The organism is Pseudomonas sp. Con_6 (assembly GCF_059379395.1).
This window is the reverse complement of the sequence record NZ_CM182011.1, coordinates 3,548,170-3,569,579: the sequence shown is the minus strand read 5'-3', so window position 1 is coordinate 3,569,579 and position 21,410 is coordinate 3,548,170. Positions and strand designations below refer to the sequence as shown.

General features: G+C 55.7%; 8 protein-coding genes and 1 pseudogene. 3 read left to right on the top strand and 6 right to left on the bottom strand.

Annotated elements, in window-relative coordinates:
• Positions 1–31: 31 nt before the first annotated feature.
• Together tnpC and tnpB are read right to left on the bottom strand one after the other, a co-directional pair.
• Positions 32–1,564, bottom strand: a complete 1,533-nt coding sequence (tnpC, locus tag AC5QPF_RS15865; protein ID WP_494958797.1) for an IS66 family transposase — start codon at positions 1,562–1,564, stop codon at positions 32–34.
• A gap of 18 nt (positions 1,565–1,582) precedes the next feature.
• Complete coding sequence (gene tnpB, locus AC5QPF_RS15860) at positions 1,583–1,942, bottom strand: IS66 family insertion sequence element accessory protein TnpB (RefSeq protein WP_256587665.1); 360 nt, start codon at positions 1,940–1,942, stop codon at positions 1,583–1,585.
• A gap of 424 nt (positions 1,943–2,366) precedes the next feature.
• Between tnpB and AC5QPF_RS15855 the strand changes: the two genes are divergently transcribed.
• From AC5QPF_RS15855 to AC5QPF_RS15845, 3 genes and pseudogenes are all read left to right on the top strand, one after another.
• On the top strand, positions 2,367–2,987 hold the full coding sequence (locus tag AC5QPF_RS15855; RefSeq protein WP_494958796.1) for a hypothetical protein: 621 nt from the start codon (positions 2,367–2,369) through the stop codon (positions 2,985–2,987).
• Positions 2,987–4,885 carry a caspase family protein gene (locus tag AC5QPF_RS15850; RefSeq protein ID WP_494958795.1) on the top strand — a complete coding sequence of 633 codons (1,899 nt, stop codon included), beginning with the start codon at positions 2,987–2,989 and terminating at the stop codon, positions 4,883–4,885. Before AC5QPF_RS15855 ends, AC5QPF_RS15850 begins: the two co-directional genes overlap by 1 nt.
• Positions 4,886–4,919: 34 nt before the next feature.
• Positions 4,920–5,093: pseudogene (locus tag AC5QPF_RS15845) on the top strand (IS5/IS1182 family transposase); the annotation flags it as partial.
• Between the two features lie 128 nt (positions 5,094–5,221).
• On the opposite strand, the gene AC5QPF_RS15840 reads toward AC5QPF_RS15845, so the two are convergent.
• From AC5QPF_RS15840 to AC5QPF_RS15825, 4 genes are all read right to left on the bottom strand, one after another.
• Positions 5,222–7,168 (bottom strand): hypothetical protein, encoded by a 1,947-nt coding sequence (locus tag AC5QPF_RS15840; RefSeq protein WP_494958794.1) that lies wholly within the window; start codon positions 7,166–7,168, stop codon positions 5,222–5,224.
• Positions 7,169–7,274: 106 nt separating this feature from the next.
• Positions 7,275–10,835 carry a helicase-related protein gene (locus tag AC5QPF_RS15835; RefSeq protein ID WP_494958793.1) on the bottom strand — a complete coding sequence of 1,187 codons (3,561 nt, stop codon included), beginning with the start codon at positions 10,833–10,835 and terminating at the stop codon, positions 7,275–7,277.
• A 9-nt stretch (positions 10,836–10,844) separates the two neighbouring features.
• Positions 10,845–13,622: a DISARM anti-phage system protein DrmE domain-containing protein gene (locus tag AC5QPF_RS15830; RefSeq protein WP_494958792.1), complete on the bottom strand. Its 2,778-nt coding sequence runs from the start codon at positions 13,620–13,622 to the stop codon at positions 10,845–10,847.
• A 2-nt stretch (positions 13,623–13,624) separates the two neighbouring features.
• Positions 13,625–19,888 carry a hypothetical protein gene (locus tag AC5QPF_RS15825; RefSeq protein ID WP_494964183.1) on the bottom strand — a complete coding sequence of 2,088 codons (6,264 nt, stop codon included), beginning with the start codon at positions 19,886–19,888 and terminating at the stop codon, positions 13,625–13,627.
• Between the last annotated feature and the right edge of the window lie 1,522 nt (positions 19,889–21,410).

Here is a 21,410-nt window from a genome sequence, read left to right as displayed (position 1 = left end):
AAACCACACCAGACCAAAGATCGCAGTGCGATCAGCTATGCGATCGCGGCGTACAGTTCCACGGCAGGAGCGCCTCGAAGTCTTCCACTGAGGACGCTTGGGGCAGGCGTTCCAATGCGTGACGCAGCCATGCATAAGGCTCTTTGCCGTTGGCTTTGGCCGTCTCGACCAAGCTATAAAGTTGAGCACTGGCCGTTGCGCCTTTGGGCGTGCTGCTGAACAACCAATTCTTTCTGCCGATCACAAACGGGCGGATTGCACGCTCTGCAGCGTTATTGTCAATCGGCAAGTAGCCATGCTCAACGTAGCGTTCCAACTTGCTCCAGTTGCTGGCCAGATAACCGATGGCTTTACCCAGCGCGTTCTGGCTGGTGACTTGGGGCTGTGTCTTCTCCATCCAGATCTTCAACTGAGCCAACACCGGCAGGCTATGCTCCAGGCGGCCCAGTTTGCGGTCATCATCGTTCGCGTCCTTCAGATCACGCTCGATTCGGTAGAGCTTGTTGATCAGGTTCAACGCGATATCTGCCCGGCCGGTCTTGCCCTTGGGTTGTACTTTTTGCGCGTCAACGAACTTACGTCGTGCATGCGCCCAGCAACCCAAACGTTCGACACCCTCCTGCGCAGCCAATTCGTTATAGCCGGAGTAATCGTCGGTCATGACGTAGCCGCGATAGCCCTCAAGCAGGCGCGTCGGCACCTCCTGCGCTCGGCTGGTGGCGTAGTCGAAAAGGATCACTGGCCGATCAGGCGGTCCGCCGGTTTGCACCCACATCCAGGACTGGCTGCTGGGTTCACGACCAGGCTCTTTCAAGACCTGCACCCGGGTTTCATCGCAGTGGATGATGCGACTGCCCAACAGGTTCTCGCGCATCAAATTCAATAGCGGCTGGAAATGCTCATCGCACTGAATCACCCAGCGCGCCAAGGTTTGACGCGGAATATCGACACCATGGCGGCCCAGCACTTTTTCGAAACGATGAAGTGGCAAGCCATCCACATACTTGGTGGTCAGCAGCATGGCCAGCACACTGGGGCTGGCCATGCTTTTTTCGATCAATTGGGCGGGCTTGTCTGCGGTTACCGGCGCCGACTCGCAATCGCGGCAGCCATATACCTTGCGAATATGCTTGATGACGCGGATTTGCATCGGGACGATTTCGAGCTGCTCGCTGACTTCTTCGCCAATGGCGTGTCTGCGGCAGCCACACGCACAGGTCATCTCATGTTCGAGCAGTTCGTGGACGATTTCGATGCGTGGCAAATCGGCCGGCAGTGGCTTGCGTTTGCCACGACGTTTGGTGGGTGCAACAGCTTCTTCGTCCGAGGACTCATCGACGGGTTCGGTCAGACTCTCCACTTCATTGAACAGCGGCAACTGCGGCGTCGCCGAGTCGTTTGTCTGCTCGGACTTGCGTCCGAACAGGCGCTGGCGCAACAGCGCAACTTCCTCTTCGAGATGAACGATCTTGCCTTTGTCAGACGCGCGTTCGTTGATCATCTGCTCAAGCAGTTGCTTGAGCAAAACAGGATCGTCGGGGAGGTTTTCGGGCATGGAAATCATGCCGCGGATTATACCGAATCAGGCGACGTATCGAGGCGTCAAAACCTGGTGTGGACGATTGCGCCAAAGGTCAAAACCGTCGAGCAGCCAGTTAAGCTCCTGCACGGTCAGGACGATGGCCTCGTCGGTAGGATCGGGTGATGTTTTGAATCGCTCCGAGTCCAGGCGCTTAAGCCAAAGACAGAAGCCGTTGCGCTCCCAATACAGTATTTTCACCCGGTTGCGCGGTTTGTTGAGGAAGACGAAAAGCACGGGGTCGAATACCGCCACCTTGATATCGAGTTCGACCAGAGCGGCCAAGCCATCTATGGATTTTCGAAAGTCGACGGGCTTGGGGTAGAGGTAGACTTTTTCGACTTTGGCGTCGGGGCGCATCATGGCTGCGGGCTCCAGAAAGAAATCGGGAGCACAGCATCCGGGTTCAGGCAGGGGCTTTGAATGTGGGGTTCATGGAGCGGTTACGATGCTTCTTCGTTATCGGCTGATTCAATCACGACAACCTCCTTAACTGTCAAGTCACCTCTCTAACTGTCAAGTCACCTCTCAGTAGCCTCAATTATGAGGCTCGGAGGTCTCTATGCAAGCGGGGCCTGTTCACGCTCACTGACATCACGTGCAATAGACTCGCATTTGAAATCAGCTAACATGCCATACAATCGCCATCTCTTACCTAGGCAATTGCAGGAGTGTGTGCCATCAGCGTGTTTGCTAATCATGCAGGTTATGAGGCAGAAGTGGCTGCGTGGTACTGGCTGCCGCGCGACGCAGTATGGCCCCGAGCTAGATCAATGAGGAGTGAGACATGAAGGATAAAGCCCATCCTTTCCCGTTTGATGCGCAGGCCGAGCTCGTCATGAAAGCGTTCATGAACGCTACGGGGGAGAGGCTTGATCAAGCGCGCAGACACGTGGGTGGCAGCGATGAGGTCCAGCGCTTCAGCCACGGGGGATCGTGGCAGTCACATCACAGCTACGCCCCTGACCGCGTCGACCAGATGCAGACGATCGAGCACGAAACAAGGTTGCGCTTCGAGGACATCATGGAAGGCCGGCTCGACGTCATTGAGCGCACAGTCGATGAGATTTCCAACAGCATGGCGGACAGCTTTGCCAAAGCGTTTTACCAGATGATCTCAGATACGTGCGAAGAGAGCGGCAACGTCATTGATGGCTCCACAGGGAGCTTGGGCGAACAGATGCTCAAGGCCATCGAGCAAGTCGAATACTCGGTGGATCGGGATGGTCAAGTATCGCTTCCAGAGTTTCGTATGCACCCCAGCGTTGCCAAACGCCTCCACTCTGACCCTTCGCTCCAAGAACCCGCACTGCTGGCGAGGATAGAAGAGATCAAGAAGCTGAAAACCGCCCAGGCGTTGGCAGAGGAAGCCGAGCGCAAATCCAAATTTCGTAGCAGAGAGCAGTGATGGCCAAGGTTTTGTTGTGCATTGGTTGTGACGATTATCAGTCCCTCAATAGTCTTTCTGGGGCGGAGCGTGACGCGCTTTCTATTCATACCGCGCTTTCCAAGGGGCCATTGAGCAGTATCCAGCCAGCGGACGCCTATATGCTTAATTCTCCGGCCCGGCATCAACTGGACGCGGCGCTGCTTGATATCCAAGACCGGTACGATGAAATTGAGAGTTTCACGTTCTTCTTCGCGGGCCATGGCGGAGAAGCCAATGACAGTTATTTCCTGTGCCTGAGCGACACCCGAGTTGATCGACTTTCAACCACTGGCTTTGCCCTCAGTCGTCTGTTCGAATACTTCAACGAGCTCAAAGCTGCGCACTGTAACGTCATCATCGATGCCTGCAACGCCGGCGGCATAGTTTCCAACTTGGGCATCCTGCTGAAGCCTGAAGTGATCGGTAAGGCCAAGACATTCGGCGTCTCATTTTTTGTGTCGTCTGCGGCAGATCAGTACGCCGGCGAGACCGGTAATGGTGGGTACGGAACCCTCGCGTTGCTCAAGGTACTGGATGGAGAGATCGACACAGGTTCTCGGGCAAGTATGCTCGATCTGGTGGATATAGGCCGACCCGCTGCACAGTATGTGGCAGAGCAGACCTGCGGAGGGCAAATGCCATCCGTATGGGGCGTCAACCTTTACGGTCACATGCCACTGTTTGGCAATCCGCATGCTACCGACAACCCAACATCCTCGTTGCTGGGGCTCACTGGGATTTTACCCGCATCCCCAGCTGGACAAGCCATCAGCAGTCATTCTGCCGAGCTCTACACGCTCATGTTCGCCCCGGAGCACGAGCTCACTCCGGAAAAGCTATTTCCTATCCTCACCAAATTCGTTGATCGCTTGGCCGCCATACCCAACTCAGTCGGGGCTTTCATTGGCGGAATCTGGCAATCATTGGAGAAGAGCACGGGGCGTCACGCCAATAGCTTCTCACGGGTAGAGCTGAGCGCGACGTGTGTGGCTCTGCTCCTTCAGTCGTCCCCAAAGGACAGCACCGCGCGCGACTGTATGGGGGGGCTTGCCCACGAGATCGTAAGAGAGGTTGAGCACCTGCTTTGCGATATCGTCCGTAAACTTCGTGATAACCCCGGCTCGTTGTGCCGCCATGGCATTCCCGACCTGTTCTACCTTCCGCAGCGCATATCGCGGATTTTGGGTTGGGCCGGCGCAGCGATACACCTGGCTCGGGAGCTCGGCATCAGTGACGCTCCACTTAGAGAAGCACTGGAGCACCTGAGCGTCCTTCTGCTGGAGCACTACGCATGCACGTGTGCTGGCATGAGCGAAGACGAAGCACCGTACTGGGCAGCGTTCCTTACAGCCATCAAAACCGATGACCTTAATGGCCTTGGAGAATTGGTCGTCAGCACGCTGATCAATGCGCTTGTTGAGCATGAGGGTCGGCTTGCCCGGCCCCTACTGCCGGCAGTGGATGTGTACGCGTATCTCAAGGCTCGCGCAGACAAGGATTCAACTGCTTTGAAACCCTTGAGCAACTCACCCTCTGAAACATTGGCACTTGTCCTGCTCATTAGTGAGCGACACTCGCTGGAGGAGGAATTGGATCACAACCTGGCGAGTCTCGATCACGCGCATCTCAACATTTTCATCCCGCAAAGCTACCTAGAGTTCAGCCAGCCCTTCGTTCCTAATGGCATTAACCATGTGTTCCAGATCGGCCACAAGGTTTGGACGGTGGCAGATGTTGCTGAGCGTTGGGCGAAGGTGTGCAAACCGCAAATGGATAACGACCTATCGCTTCGGGACCCAGCAACGCGGATAGGTGCCATCTGCGCATCATTGCTTTTCCCGAATCGGGTGCCCTGGTTTTTACTCAGCGATCAGTGACTGCACACGCCGGCAGAGCATTATCAGGAATATGCCTAACCCTAAGTTACCTAAGCTGTTCGGCCGCCCAAAGTAACGGCAGTGTAACATGATCGAGCGCATGCTTGGCTGGCTGAAAGAGCACCGCCGCGTCGTCGTACGCAATGACAAGCTCATGAAAAGTTTCGCTGCAATTGTCTCAATGGCTTGCGCACAGAGGAGTCTGCAACACCCTAGGCCAGCCTATGAGGTTTGGAGGTGTCTAGGAAACCTGGGGCGATTTGTAAGGGTACCTCTAGGCCTTCGGGATTCGGGAAGGGAAGGGGCGCATGCCGCTGCGCCCAACATAACTATCGTTTAGACCTTGCCCCAGTAACCTTTGCGAATCATCAGCGAGCCTTCGCGGTTAGCTGGCCCTCCGTGAATATAGGCCCTAGACAGCCCTTGGTTGAAAGTTTCGCAACCAATCTCGATCTGAACGCAGCCGCTGCAGGCATTACCGACGTCGGTGCACACTGGGTCAAACGCGCAGTTGAAGGCGAACATGCTCGCGTCATCGAACCACGGCTGCAGGTAGTGCTGGAACAGCGTCAACAAGCCGCCTGCGGTGTAGTTCTGGACAGAAGACACGTACAGGACGACCGATAGATCCATGGGGATCAGGTATTCCTGAATGCTCTTGGAGTCGTACCCGGTATGGCGGCGTGCGGTCAACATGAGCGAGTGGCTGATCGAATGCAGAAGATTGAAGGGGGCACCGTCTTCAGGCGTGCGCGCTGGTATTTCCCGTGCGGCCTTCCCAGGATGCATTGCCAGTACGTGGTAGTGGCTCAGCAGGTAGGCATGGCTACCTGCTTTGTCTTGTAGCACTGCTTCACTGGGGGATTCAAGGAACGCCGAGTCGATACACCAGCGAAGCACTTTGCGCGGATCCAGACGTACCCACAGCGCTTCGGTCTTCGCGGACATCGCGTAGATGGAGGTCTTACCCTTCATCGCTTCGTCGACACGGTCGGCGAAGGCGTTGAGCATTACCGGAGGAGCTTCAGGATTGATCGACGGGGCGCTCCTTTCTCGGGAATAGCCAAGCGTGGCCAATACCACTCGCAGGTCAGGTATGTGCGTGATCGAGTCAATGCCGTAACGCTCCTGAACACTTCGCCATTGATCTGCGAGCAGATCTTTCTGGGCGATGTCGATCGTTTCCTGGATTTCCTGCTCGATCGTCCTGCCTTGCACATCGTGAGGCAGAAAAACGGCTTCCAGTGTGCGCCGATTGCCGACTATTTCAATCAGCGTGGTGAGCTCTGGAACCAAGTCGCGAACTGCACGGAAACAGCCAGAAGCCGCTGCCAGCTGACCCTCGATATGGACTACCTCTTTCCGGGCGGAATCGAGCACGACGGCCAGGTCTTCATTGTCTTCAGCCATCGCTTCCAGCTTGGTAATGCTAAGTTTCTTCCTCTCCAACAGTATGCGCAGCGCTGCTTGCTCATCCGCGTCACCAATGTTCGCTGCGAGCATCAGCGAAAGCTTTTGCTCCAGCTCACGCCCGGACATTCTTTTAAGCAATGTCAGTGCTACGCCCTCGGCGATATCCTGAGCCATGCCCTCAGCGCCTTCTGCAGCACCTTGCAGACACTGCAGCAGGCTAGCAGTGAGTTTGCCCCTATCCTCACTCAGGGCGATGTACTGAGTGCTCTGGGCATAGAAGGACTCCCCGCTGGTCAGAGGTGTCCCTCGTTTTTGAATCTCGGCTCCGAACGCGGCGCTGCACGCGGGGCAATCATCCTGGTGAGTGCCGGAAAGCTTGTCGCCCGACTCAACGTCGATGAAGGATGAATGGAAGAACGAGCCGGCATCGCGGTAGCCGATACTGGTTGAGCGACGCGCCGCGTGTGGAATGTGAACCGGGTTCACGAACCCGCATCGGTGCACTGAAACGTAAGGCAGCTGGATCATCTCGCCTGAGCAATCTGGGCGTTTGCACGGGATGAAGCTGCGGCCATGGTGCATCCGGATTCGAGCTTGCATCTTGGACAGTGTCCGGTCGTCGGGCTCTTTCGAATCATAAAAATCCACAACACGGCATCGCTTGCACGAGAGGATCAGCGGCGCGGGCGAGACGAATATCTCGGAAGGCGATTGAATCTCCAGTCGCTTTTTTTCCGCAGCCGTCAAAAAGGTCGGGTCGACTTGACCTCCTGCGCTTTCCCAGTCATGCACAAACGTCAGGACGGCTTCACGCAGCTGTTCCTTGTCAACGCCCTCGAGCGCCGATCCGCTGTTATTCAGGATACCCATGACTCGCCCGTAGGCTTGGTTCCGGAGCCTTGTAAAGGCTCCAGGGAGAAAGGCTTCCCTGAAAAGACGACTACGGCTCACATATTCCTTGTCCATTCTTCCTACCTCACCTAGCCAATGCCATGAGCACTTCATCAGCCGAGCTGTTGACGGGCTTGATCAAGATCTGGTTTTCAATATCGCGGAACGAGCGGAAAGGGGCATATCCGAAAATGTCACCCAAAGCCTCGCTCAATGTCTGGTCGTTCTTGCTGCCCGGCCAGCGTTCCAATTCGAAGAGCGCGTTGTCGACACGCGAGATCAGGGCGGCGTCAAAGCCGGCGATGACGCGGGAGTCGAACGTGTTGTTCAGCGCAGAGGGGATCCGCAGCGCATTGACCACGATTTTTTTGATCTCTGCGGCGGCGGCTTTACCGGGGTCGCTTCGAAGCAGCGTAACCAGGTCGTTGACCCTATGGCTCAGATCGCCGCCCCAGCTTTGCTGCGGCGCCCAATTGAGTAACACCGCGGACATCACGCCAGGCAGCGTTCGGTCAATGATGTTGGGAGCAAATCGGTTGATGGGCACCGAGTCGACTAGGCGATCCAGGAAGATATGGTAGTCACCAAAGTTCATGAAAACGCCCGACTCGAACAGCTGGTGGGAGGAGAGAACACAAAGCACGATGCCAGGGTGCACACGTCCACTACGAGCGGAAGCTTGGATGTATTCGGCGGTCGACTTCGGCCAGCCTGCAACGATCATAAAATTCAGCTCCGCGATGTCCACACCGTGTGACACAACGCTGGTCGCGATGATGTGCCGGCAGGTGTCATCTGCGTCCTTGGTTTCGACGTGGCGGATGGCATCGAGGATCATGTCGAGCCGGGTTTCGCCGTCCAGCAAACGAGCTTTGCGCTCAGCTCCAGTCTTGCTGTTGACCTCTTCCATGTACCGCATGATTTCCGTGATGCTGCGCTTGCTGTTCGCGTAAACGAGATCGGTGTTCAGGTTCTTCTCGATGTAGCGCAGGGCTTCCTGAGCCTGCCCGCTGGCCAACCCCATTGCCTTGAGCAACCGAGCATCGCCGGCGGCCAGTTTGCTTCGCCAATCATCGACCTGATCGAGGAAGCGGGAGCTGGCTTCAGCTACGGATTTCATGGCCACGCGTCCGCGACCGATGGGGAGAATGCCGGCAAACCAGCGGCGGATCAGTTGCGAGCCGGTTTCATCATCTTTCGCCTTACGGGCATAGAATGACTCGCCTTGGTTGACCCCTGGCGCTGGGAATCGAACAGCATTGCGCAGGTAGAGGTGATGGATATGGTCGTCGAAATCCTTGATGGTGGCCGTGGCAGAAAGCACCTTGGGTGCGCGACCGCCGTGGCTTATCTGCAAGGTGCTGAGCAAGGTTTCGTAATGAGCATCGAAATTGCCCAAGGATTCGCGAAGCAGGTGTAGCTCATCCTGTACCAACAGTGAAAAACCAGGGTCTTTCATCGGGGATGTGGGCACCACCCTGACCACGCTGGTACGAGTATTGTTGCCGCAGTCGATGGCTTCCCATTTTTCGCCACGCTGCTCAATGCGGCGGTGCTGGCACTTGGATTTTTGGGTGAAACCGTGCTCAGGACAGAAGAATCGAGCCCCACCGAAGAAGTTCACGAAACGCTGGTTGTGGCCGATGACGGCCAGCTTGTCCACTGTTCCGACCAGTACCGAGGGCAGGTATCGGTAGCACTCTTCATCCGAAACATAAATGCCGATCTCACCCCTGATACCTTGCCCGTGCTCGCCTGGTTCGGCCTCGCAGTTCGACCAGCACTCTGGATTGTCACAGACATGCTTGATGCGGGCACGTGTCATGTCGGTCGCGATGCGGATAGAGCCGCCGACGCCGCAGTAAGGGCAGTCTGAGATAAACTGGTACGACTTCAGGCGCTCGTCGCTGAATGAAGGCAGGAAGCCTTTCTGCACGTCCTCGCCGTACGTGCTGCTGACGCGGTTGGGTGTGCCTTCGCCAGTGTAGTAGCCAATCGTAAAGGGCCACCCACCAAGACGTTCGCGCTGGCGCAGCATGTTGGTCTGAGCCAGCACGTAGGAGAGCCGCTGGAACTGCTGAACAGACAGCATCCGCAAGGGAAACCGAAGCCAAGCAGTCGTGCCGTAATCACGTCCCTTCATCCGGCCATAGAGCAGCGCCATGCTGATGATACCCAGATAAGCCTCGGTCTTACCGCCGCCGGTGGCAAACCAGAGTACGTCCGCCGTCTCCATGCTGCCTCTTAGCTCTGCCGAGGTCGCGTGCCGCTCGTAGACCGAACGAATCTGGGTAAGAATGAAGCCGAGCTGGAACAGATGCCATGCGGTGAACCTTTTGCCTTGAATCTTGATGGCTTCGCCCATGGCTTCGTTCATCCATTGGAAGCAGCGGCGAAGGTCGTGATATGTTCTTAGGAGCTCCACGCCGTCTCGTATGCGGCTGGTTTCCTCCTGGAAGGCATTACGGTCTGCAATAGCAACATCCCTATCCGCCATGAGCCCTGCGGACTCCAGAGCGCTGATGCGTACTGCCCATTCATCAAGGTAGCGCTCCTGTGTTTTCAGGAAGCTGTCACACACCAGGAGCGGGTCGCGGGCAAGCATTTCGTAGCTAGGCGCGAAGGCCATGTCGACTTCGGCCGGCGAAGGCGCATCAACCCGCGGCTGAGCGAAGGTTGGCATACCGTCTGTCTTGAACAGTTTCTTCTCGACCTGTACTACTGCGCAGCTAATGCCATAGCCGGGAAGGCCGTCATCATCACGGTATCGATACTCTTCCGGCTGGAGACGATGAGGCACCTTGTAGCTTTCACCCGCAACGAGCCGGGTGATCAGACGGGCATCCAACAGGTATGGGGCGTCGACGCCGAAAGTCCGAGCATCGTCGGTAGTTGTCTGGTTTTCCAGGAACACTTCGAGGAGGAAACTCCCAGCGGCGCTGGCGCCGAAGGCGGACGGGGTAGGGCGTAGACGTGCTCTGAGGTTGATGACGTAATTCAGGATCGCATTGCGGTCGCTGGCGATCTGCTCAAGGACGGTACGATTCAGGCTTGCCTGGTCGGCAAGTGCGGTCTCACTCCAGTCGAAGCCGAACCGTGCGTTCCCATTCGCATTGGTATGGCAGCGGCGCATAACGCGCGGATCAGCAATCCAACGCTGTTGCTCAGCATTTAGTATCGCGGTAAGCGCTGCCTTTCCAGATACCCATTCATTGGGCTTGCTAGGATCAAGTTCGAGCTTGATGGATGAGAAGCTCACTGTGTACCGTTTGAACGCGATCGGCAGGTTTTGTGCCCTCTTGGGTGAGCCCCCATCGAGCACCAGATTGGCTTCGACGCTGCAAAGATCAGGAATGTAACGGTGTACCAAGTCGAACTGGCCGCTAAGCTCGCATTCGATCCAACCCTCTTCATCGGGCGAAACCAAGAGGACGATGCCGATCGAATTCGGCGGTTGCGGGCCCGTATAGTTAGGATCAGGAGCTGGGCCGAGACAACCAACCAAGCTGACACGGCCCGGTTCTATTCCGTCATATAGCTTGCCGTCTGGTGGGAGTACATCGACTTCCTTGTCACTCAGTCGCAGGCGCATCTCTTCTAGAAATGCAGCTGTCAGGCCCATTTCTTCTCGGTAGTTGAGAGCCATGGTTCGTCCTTAGGATTGTGTAGTTTCCAGGTGTTTGCCAGCGTGGTGGATGACGAGCAGCTTTTCCTCGGAATCCCAATCGAAATGAATACGCAATGTGCGTGACGGATCTCGGGCCCGACCAAGACTGAAATGTCTGTTCATGTCCGCAGGTTTTCCTTTGTACTGGCGTTTGTCCGCATACATCCCCATGGTGACGGGGGACATCTTCGGCTCAAACTCAATGCTCTCCTGCTTGAAATGCTTAAGTACGTCATGCAAGCGTTCAGCTTTGTCGTTGTAGTGCTCGTAGAGCCTCGTGGCCATGAGCTTGAGGCAGGCGCGGAATTTCCTATGATCACGATAAACCGAATCGCGCATCGACTTGATGGCAGGATTGGTTAGGCAGATACGCCCTGGGTGAGCGCCAATAACCTCATTGGCGATGTCAACGAGTCCGTCCTCTTTCTCAACCATCACATGAGTGGCCGTAACCCTAATTGACGTCACCACGCCAATCTCGATCATGTCGTCGAAAGTTTTGGCATCGAGAGTCAACTCCCCTATTTCAATGGCGGTTGCGCCCTTGCCGCGCTCCAGGATCGCTTTACGAAGCTGCTTGCCAATCTGCTGATGTGCGATTCGAACTTGTTCGATGGCATTCGCAATGAGTAGAGCGGATCTCTCCGGATTTTTGGCACCGGAAAGACGTGCGAAAACTGCAACTGCCGCTCGGTCACGCGGCCCATAAACCTTGTGCCGGTACCAGTTACCAACTGTAGCGTCACACACCTCTACTTTTTCCTTGCGAAGCTGCGCTTGCACTTGCTTTACCGTCAGCCGGGTTGCGACGCTGTCGACCATGGTTTTCCAGCGCCCAGCTGCGCGCAGGAACTGCTGCATGCCTTCGGAAAGCGCCACCATATCGAAGAGTTTCTCCTGTGTGGCTATACGCTCATCGTTATGTCGAAGCAGGATGATCTGGTCGCCTTCGGTCAATTCCTCAGCAACTGTTGGGTGAATTTCGTCATCGCGCAGCACAAGCACGGGGCGGTTTTTACTCCAAGGAATCTCGGACTGCGTACCTTCAAGGGTCACCCAAATCATGTCAGGCAGCAGCGGGTCGCCGCAGTGCAACGGTGTGGAAGGCTCCACTGGCTCTTCCATCAGTAATTCCAGCCAATGATCGAATTCCATCGCAAGCGGAATGGAAACCTGACGCTCCTTGGCCGGATAGGTGCAGCAGTCAGCGACGTTGACCGCTTCCAAAACCAGCGTTTGCGTCTGTGTTACAGAATCCTCGTACCTGCGATCAGTCCAAGCGAGCTGCCATTGCGCAAGCTTGTCACCGTCAGGACAGCTCTGCACTCCATGCTTTGACCACCATTGATGAAGCATTCGTTCTACAAAGGGCTTCTCGTAATCGTATGCAGGAATGATCACTCGGCGACAGGGCGTCGCTAACCAGTGCTGGCGGCTCGGCCACAGCATGCCGGTGATGATGACTTCGTCTACCGCACGTCGAAACTGTCGATAAGCCTTCACCCCGTCCATCGCCGTGATGTGAACGGTCGCGTTCCATCCTTCGTCCAGCTCGTTGTCGAACCAACTTTCCAGCGCAGCAACCTCATGCGGGCTGCCGCACAGAACTAAGGTGTTCTGCTTCGTGCTAAAGGAAGCCCTCAGATGTTTCAGCAGCCATCCAGCTTTGCCCGTGACCGATTGTGAGAAAAGCTCATGGACATTGGTGAGCTGCTTGATCAAATTGCGCGAAGCAACATCCGACTCACCGTACAAGCAACTGCCGTTGCCGGCGATTTGAAGCCATCGCTCCAAGCACCGAACGGGATAGAGGCCTGGACGGGTCGCTGACTGAAGCGAGCTTTCCAGAAACGCCAAGGGCACCGGAAGCTCATTCAGGCTTCGAAACACCTTTCCGATGATGGCTAGGCGCTCCTTGAGCACGACGTCCTTACGATCAAGATCTCGTCGCAAGGCAAAAAAACGATCTGCCAACTGTGCCAGTTCATGATTGGCTCTACGATCCTCAGTGACCAATAGCTGAAACTGGGTATCAGCCTTGGCATCTCGGGTGAGTGAGGATTTGTCACCCAGCCGCATCAGCCACAGATGGCTGAGTGTTCCATTGGATCGGATCTTGTCCAAGGATTCACTATCACCCAGTGAAAGCAGAGTGATCCGAGGAACCTCAGGGAAGCTCTCGGACAGAGCGCTGTCCAAGGCAGCAGCGTTGTCATTCCCCCCCCGTGTCCCGTCGACGACAAGAACGAAAGGTTTGCTTGCTCTGCCGATCATCTCAACCAGCTCCATCACATCCAGCGAGCCATCAACCACCAAGGTTTCTGAAGCGGATTTCATGTTGCGCTTCTGGTCGGAAGCCCGGAGCACCCGGGCACGTAGGGCGGGGACACGCGACAAATCATTGAACCCGGCGCGAGGCCTGGAGATGAATACGATGTCGGGGCAGGTCTCCATGTTGCCAGGATTGAGCCAGGGCGAGCGGATGCCACCCTGCAAGGCATCCCAGCGGATGCGATGCAGGTACACCATCAGTCGCGTGAGTCCTTCACCGCCCATTAAAGGCAGTGCAATCGCCACGGACTTCCCGTATTTCAGGGCGCGGCCCGCCAGCGCAAAACTTGCCGATTCTGCTGCGTCGGGTGGCGATAACTTGAGCGGTGACCAAGCATTGGCGCCGGGCTGGAGCAGCTCGCTGGCTGGTACCGCGCCCCAAGCACCCTGCATGGCCTGCACCCACCCAGATGTAGTAGTTGTATGCTGGGTCATGATTAGGCCTTGGCTTCTTGGGGGGCCTTGATCAGCAGGGCCGCCTTGATGCTTTCAGGTAGCCGATAGACGTTTTGCTTCATCCCACCTGGGCAAGGAATGACGAGCCGCAAGCGGGTCAGCCACTGCAGGGCTTGCTGCGGGTCAATGTCCGCATGGTGGCACAAGAGGCTAATCGCAAAGTCTTCTTCATCGAAACGCTCTTGCCCACAGAGTGCGCTCAACACCGGGCGTGCCCAGTTGACTGCGGTCAGGCCTGTCTTGCCGAGAAACTCTTCCATGCTCTTGGCTTTGGCTTGAAGCAAGGGTGTGTAGGCTGGGCCGAAGCCATCTACCTTCATCACGTCGTTTTTCTTAGTCTTCGCCGCGAGCAGCCTATCCAAGGAGAAGTACCAGCCTTGACTGTGATTTTCCAAGATGTCGGTGGACGTCGACGTGTTCTCAAGGTTGAGCTTGTTCAGAAGGTGAACCAGCGCCGTCCGTTTCCAGATATCCAGGGCGATAAAGGGCTGCATCGTTTCGCGAGCTTGTGTGAGCTGTGGGTTCGACTCCCACTGCCACAGCGCGCGGGGCGACATGAGGAAGATGACGCGAACGCGATGGCGTTTGACGTTGGTGTTAAGCCGCGCTTCGTGAGCAATGTCGAGCAGATCCAGCATCGTACTGACAGGTTGCGTACCTGTGATCTCCACGAAGAGCATGATGTTTTTGCGCAGCGATTGAACTTCTAGGATCACGTCTACGAGGAGTTTCTTGAACTCACTGGCCGAGCCAAGCTCGGTATCACGTCGATGAAGCGGAGAGTAGCGTCCAGGTTTCTGGTTGCTGCTCAGCGGAGGCTCCTCCTCGCCTATGGCCAGGAGTGACTCGACCATCCACTGAGGTTCGAGCCCCAGTGCTTCAGACCCCGTGATGATGCCGACAGAATAATTGGAGGAGCGCGCTTCAATGGCACCCAGCGTAGGCTTCTCTCCAATCTCCTCACTGATGAGCAGCTTCTCATCACGCAGCGTGAGTGGTGAAGGGCGTGTCGCGCTGAGTGGGAATGCGTGTGCTGACAACGGGTCGTTCTCGTTGATCGCGTCCACAGCGGCGAGCAACTTATCCTCGATGTCCTTCTGGCCACCCACGAGATTTAGAATATTGGCATTGCGCAGCGCGTATTCCTTACCACCTTCGGTGCGTCGCATGTACTGGAGTACGCCAAGGCCACACAGCTCATCCAGGAACGCTTCGAACTGTGCGTCCGTCATCGGCCCGAAGATATGCGGTGCCCATTCCTGTACCACCACTTTCGCCCGGCTGGCTGAGTAGCTGTTGGTGCTCTGAGAAATCAGGCTGTAAGCGATCAGCTTGTAGCGAAGATCCAGGTTCAGCGTAATGTCGAAGCGGTCGCAGATCAGTTGTCGAATACCCGGATCCTTGCGGATCTGCTCAACGTCATCAGCGCTGATGGAGATTGAGCCCACCCGGCGGTTGTGTCGAGCGTTCAATGTCTTGATCAGCTCATGGCAGTAGATGTGGATCAGGCCAGGGTGGCGGTTCGTTTCCACCAAAATTCGGTTTACCAGTAAAGGCGACTCGAACTCATAACCCAGATGGCCCAACGGCTCGCGAATGAGCTGCAGGGCCTCAGCCGGGCTCATGATCGAGACCTGGATTGCACTGCCCAGTTGGTGCAGGGGGTAGTTTGGCGCATCAGCGAAACGACGAACGTTTTCAAGCCCCGCAATGACAATCTTGAACCGGCCATTGCTATTGTTCACCAGGCCACTCAGCTCCCGGAAAATGCGGAAGCCATTCGCTGCATCAAGCCCCAGAATCAGGTCGATCTCATCGAGGCATACCATGAGCGCGTCGGCGTTATCCCTGGAGAAGTACGCTCTCAGTTCATCCACCATGCCGTCAGCATCGGAAGGGAATGACTTCTTCACCAGTCCGCTGCTAACTGCAGATTGGTAGATCAGCTGCCAAACACGATAACGATGCTTGTCCAGCTCATTGCCAGACAGGTTTGCCCGATCCAGATCGCCGTCGATTTGATAGAGGTACGCATGATGGCGCTGATCAGGGTTGTTGAAGCGGCGTTGCGTCTCATTGAGCAACGTCGTTTTACCCAACTGACGACCACCAAAGATCATGGCGGCGCCGTTGCGCATCGTGGTCAATGATTTGATGTCATTCTGGCGTCCGTACCGCATTTCGGGCGGCGCTGGCTGCATCTGGTTGCCGGTGTACGGATTGCTGAACGTCCAGGGCAAGCTCAGTTGCAGGAATGTCTTGAGTCGCTGGTGATCCGATACGCCAAGTCCTGCGAGTATGGTCAACAAGACAGGATCAACATGCAGCAGCACATGCTTCGTCTGCTTGGTGAACTTGGCCAGCTCATTACGCTCGTCGTTCGACAGCTCTTTGGCTGAGATAAACACTGTGCGGTCGTGAAGGAACTGGGTCTGCTCGGTGAGCAGTGCTTTGAGTTCCGACATCGTCCACTCGCCATTCCCAAGCAATACGTTGATGGGCTGTTCATCGGATCGTTCGCTGAAGAACACAATGCCGCGGCCCGTGTCGTGGCGCTTCACGTTCAGGGTAAGTTGCGCGATGCGGCTGCGTGCAGAAAAGCCTGCTCGTTGAGCAACAGCATTGCTGAAAACTGGATTGACAGCCTCTAAACCCAGCGCGGTTAGGACGTGCACCAATTCGTCGTAGGCCGCTTTATCCAGTGTCTTGACCCGGCGACGCAAGTCGATCAAACCTTCAAGGGCTAGCTTGAAGTGGTTGGGCAAGCTGTCCAGAGACAAACCCTCTACGGTAGCTCCGGAAAGCTGACGGACAACCTCTCGGGGATTGTGATTCCCACTCAACAGCTTATGGAGCTGGGGCTCAAGCGTGAGGAAGCGCTTGAGGAGTTCTGTTCCAGACTCGGTATTACTCTGCAGCGGCTCTCCTTTGTCCAAGGAGTGCTTGAGATGCTCAAGCATCTCCTCCGCTACGGTCGTATCGTGGGTATTGAGCGCCGCTCGGATCTGCTCCAGCCATGTAGCGGGAACCCAGTCCGCACCGCGGTCAACCAGAGCCTGGTTAACCAAGGCCTCCAATGCAGCTTCAAGCTGCTCTTTTTTGGCCGTGAATTTATTCACTACGCCGGATTCGAGGTCGTCCAGGCTGCTGTGAATTTCGCTGAGGTCGTCTAACGCTCGCAGACTTTTGAGCTGATCCTGCAGATGCTCCAATTCGCCGCACAATTGGTAGTGGCGTTCGTCATCAATCAAGGATGCAATGTTGGCGTTGTCCAGCAGCCCCCGCATCTGATCGCTTCGTATGTTGCAACGATGAACTTCCTCGAGGAACAAACGCTTGATTGCCTCAATGCTGTCCGCCTTCGAACCCTTGTTAGCATCTTGGTGGTTGAGCGTCAGAAGAAGGGCGTGCCGGAAGTTCTTGCGTTTCAGCGCCTCGTCGGCGAGCGCCAGTTCACTCAAGCCCTGGTCGAGTAACTCCATGAGCGTCGTTAGTTGGACACGGGCGTCGTCGTCAGTGCTGGTGGCCAGCCACTCTGTAGGCCACTGTAGCCAGCCATTGATCCGCGAGGCCTCCCAGATGATCTCCTCATGACGTTCTCCAACTCTGCTGATGCGTTGGAGCACTGTAATGGCGAGCAGCAAACCTGCCTGGTGCTCTGGGTCTTCGGTGCTCTGGAATCGTTGTTCCAAATGAGCTGAAGCTGCCGCGAGCATAGTGAGCAGGCGAGGTGCGAATTTGGTGACTTCGCTGGTGCGTTGTCCAAGTAAACTGTGGTTTTCGACCCACAGGTCAGCGACGTTGACGATCTCATCGATTGAACGCAGGAACCAGTTTCGAGCATTGCCTTCGATCTGAGGTGCGGCAGTGCTTTCGTTCATCATTCTATGGATTTCAGCCGTCATTAGGCGCGACTGCTCATCCTTGTCGCGGTATATGTCAGCAAAAGCTCGCACCTCATCCAGCCGCGATGCATCGTCTCTGATGATACTTTGATAGGTCGACTCAAAATCGTCACGCGCCAGGCATTCTTTCATCGCTTTACGAGCAGGTGCCCAGCCTGTCTGTTTGTTTTGGATGCGGTCTTGCCACTCAACCAGGCGCGCAGCGAGCTTCTCACGCACGTCCTTGTCGTTGCTGGCAGGCTGCTCCCGCAAGGTGTCGACGTCCAAGCGGATATTGTGACTGGAGAAGCTAACGACCTCATCAATCAGCTTGGCGACAGGCCCATCAAAGCTGCCGGCAACGGAGGCGAGCAAGCGTGAGGCATTAGTCATCATCCCGCAGAACAGCGTGGGCTGCAGGGTAGCGGCGAGCACCAAGTAGGGAACTACGCGGCCTCCAGGGCGCCGATAGCTCCAGCTCTCAATGATTTCTGAAGACAGCTGGTGCAGCTGCTGCTGAACCCGAGTGACGGTTGCCGAGTCTCCTCGCCAGACGTGCATGCCATGATAAGCCGCTTGCACGAGCGGCAGCGACAGCAGGTCACCAGCAAGCCCCATTCGCCCTGCGATTTCCAATGTCTTGCTAGCCAGCGGCAGGTGACCACGCTTGAGCCAGAGTAACGCGATGTTCTCAACGGCGATCGCGGGTAGAACATCCATCGTTTGCTGACAATGTTCGAGTCGGTCTATGGCTTCCGTTGGCTTATTGAAAAACCGCGAGACATTTACCTCATCCTCCGCCAGATCAGGCGAGACAGGTTCGTCAGGCTCCGCAGGTGATTCAGTATCAACTTCCGGTTCAGAGGTGTGGTCATCATCAGCTTCAACTTGAGCTGGTTGAATTGGGACGGGCTGCTGAGAGCCTTCATCACCTCCGTCACAGATCGGTTCTGGCTCGATTACCGACTTCGCTTCTACCTCCGGTACAGCCTCGCCGAGTCGCAAGTCGAGCGTCGCCTCAACATCTGGCGTGCATTCCGCAGAAGTAGGCGAAGTCAAGGCTTCGCAAGGTTGCTGCTCAGGCTCGATCTCCATTGGACGAGAGTGCTCAGCAATAGCCGCTGCGATTGGCTGTTGACTCGACCAGGCCTCAATCGCTGCCTTGGCCGACAGGTGATAAATCCCCGGTGTGAGTAAGACATCACGGGCGTCTACATCCAGTGTTTCAAGACGATAACCTGGTGGCAGCAGCAGGTCGCAGCCTTCCTGTTCAACCTCCTGAAGTTGCCTGTTGATCTTGACCCGAGACTCTTCTGCTTCGGCAATGTTGCTGCGCAGCTCACTTTTTTCGCGAAAGTTAGCCACCTTGAGCTTTTCATTGAAATTTAAAAGGTCGCTCTCGATTTGGGCAGTAACCGCTTCTGCCTCTTGCAGACGGGTCTTGATGCCGGTCGATTCTGTTTCTCGCTCCTCGGTCAAGTCGACCAGGAAACTATCAGCGACCTCTCCCTGAAGCCGCTCGTTGAAGTATTCCAGCCAAGCCATTCTGAAGGCGTTCAGGAACGATTCGTCTTGGAAATACTGGAGTGAAAGATCACTACCGATACTGATCAAAACATCGATGCATTCCGCGAGAATCCTACGAACCGCGTCTTCGCTCAGCGCATACTCCTGTTTGAGGCGGGGAAGATTGGCGGTGATGAGCGCCTCGATTTGCTCTGCGTAGTGGAGATTTCCTGAGTCCGTCTTCGCCTGTTGAGCCAGCTGGAACAATTCGCTGTACAGTCCAAACAGGCTCAACGGGGCGTCAACCTCGGGGGGGCCGATAGCCTGATCGTCCTCCGCTTCATCCAGCAAATGTTGTTCGCCGATCTGCCTTGCTCTCGCTTCATCTTTGAGCAGCGTTGAGTAGTGCTCCATCAACTCGGGCTGAAGAGTGATGAAGATGCCCAGCAAGTCGTTTCCGAAGGGCGTTGCAACCGCGTAGGCACCGTCGGCAAGTGCGCTTCGCTCCTCTTCGCTGAAGGCATTCCAGTTCGCCAGTTGGTCAAGCACCAGCCCGACCAGACCACCGAACTGCTTGATATACGAGCGGCCTTGAACAAACTCACGCAGAGCTGCATCCCACTTTTTGGCGCTTTCAATCCACGTGAGGCGCGACTCAAGCATGCCTTCCAGGGCTTCCTGATCTTCTTGGGACAGGTTGTTGAACCGATCAACAACTGGCCCCTTCGGATCGGGCCATGTCTCGTCGATTTTGTTGAAGATCAGCCTTTCCCAGCTTCGGAAACCCTCAATGCTCTTCGATTTCTTTAGCAAGCGCTGCTGAGCGTTGTACATGTCCTTGAGCAGCAGCTTCAAGCGCCCGATAGACGTTTTCTGGAAGTCCATCACCCGATAGCCAGGCTTCACATTCGCCTGTTCCCGCCGGCGGACTGCACGGGTCATACCAATCATATGCTCAAGCACAGACGAATCAGGCTCGCCGGTCTCGGGATCCAACATCGTTCGATCAGGGAACCCAAGACCATCGGAGGAGAACTGATCAATCAGAGAGCGGTCAACGTCTACAGTAAAAATCAAATTTTGCATTTGATATCCATATCGGATGAAATTGATGGCTTACCTGCCCAGCTTCGGAACACGCATCCCGAGGGGGTCAGCGGGTTGAGAGCGCAAACGAGGGCGATACACATACCCACTGTGATAGCTTAAAGCTACTACACGAGGGGCTTTCCGACTAGCCATGGCGCGGTCAGTTCGTCGGGCCTGTATTTGCGAGTTCTTTGCGGTGTTTGCTGGCCTTTACACCTTGTCCCTGGAGTCGGCCTGCAATGGATTAACTCGCCGTTTTCACCCTTGAGAACCTCACTGATTTTTCTAATCGCGTTAGGCTTTAAGGGCATCCAAGCTTCTGGGGTGATGGGTCACCTGAACCACCGCTTCCGGATTTTAAATTTAATGAAAGTGACGGTCCGTATCTTCCAATTCTCGAGATCACCATTCGCGGTGATGAGCAGTTTCGAAATTTGATTAAAAAATGATTAGCTCCAGGAATTGAAAAAACGCTTTGCGAGCAGCTCTTTTCTTCACCCAATCAGGATGATCATCACCCGTGGAAATTCAAGGCCTTTCACGCTCTGGCGCGTACCGAAGAGTGAAAGACCATTCGCATAGCCCGTGAACGCCGCCATCTCCGACCGAGCACAAATCGATTAGCGTGAATCTCAAGCGTTTCGCGATTTGATATTGCCGGGCTGGCGATGGGGCGCTCCGATCACACCTATGAGGCCCAGAGAGCTGAGTAAAGGCTAAGTTCCGTTATTGAGGACCTTCGCTCGCTGGCCTCAGCAATACGATTTGCGAGCGCATGGTTCGAATAGAGGATGCGAGATTTTTTTCTCTTTCGCAGATCGAGATCACCCAGCTTTAAAACACCAGACTTCGTTCTGTAGACCACAGCGCTCTCATCGGTATCGACGCCTGAATAGATGATTACGCTCTCAAGCTCAGAGAGCGTCCATTGGCATTGGCCCGTAATGGAAGGTGGGCACGCCATCTGAACTCGATGGATTTCAACATCCTTGGCCACCTCCAAATAGTGGCGGAGCTCGTATGCACAGCTCACCACCGCAGCGCGGTTCTCCTGCCCCGTGTGCATGCATCTGATCGATACGAAAAAGCAAAGGCCTTCGATTTCACAATGGGTCGAGGCTCGTACTTCCTTCTGCTCGGGATCAAAAAGGAGGATCACAGGGGTCTCCACGATGGGGGGCAAGCATGTGAACTGTGCGACTGCATATAAAAGCACCCTCCCTCGATCTCAAGATCTCAAGAAATGAGCCGCGCGAGGCGCTGAGGCTACGGCTAACGACAAGTGAAC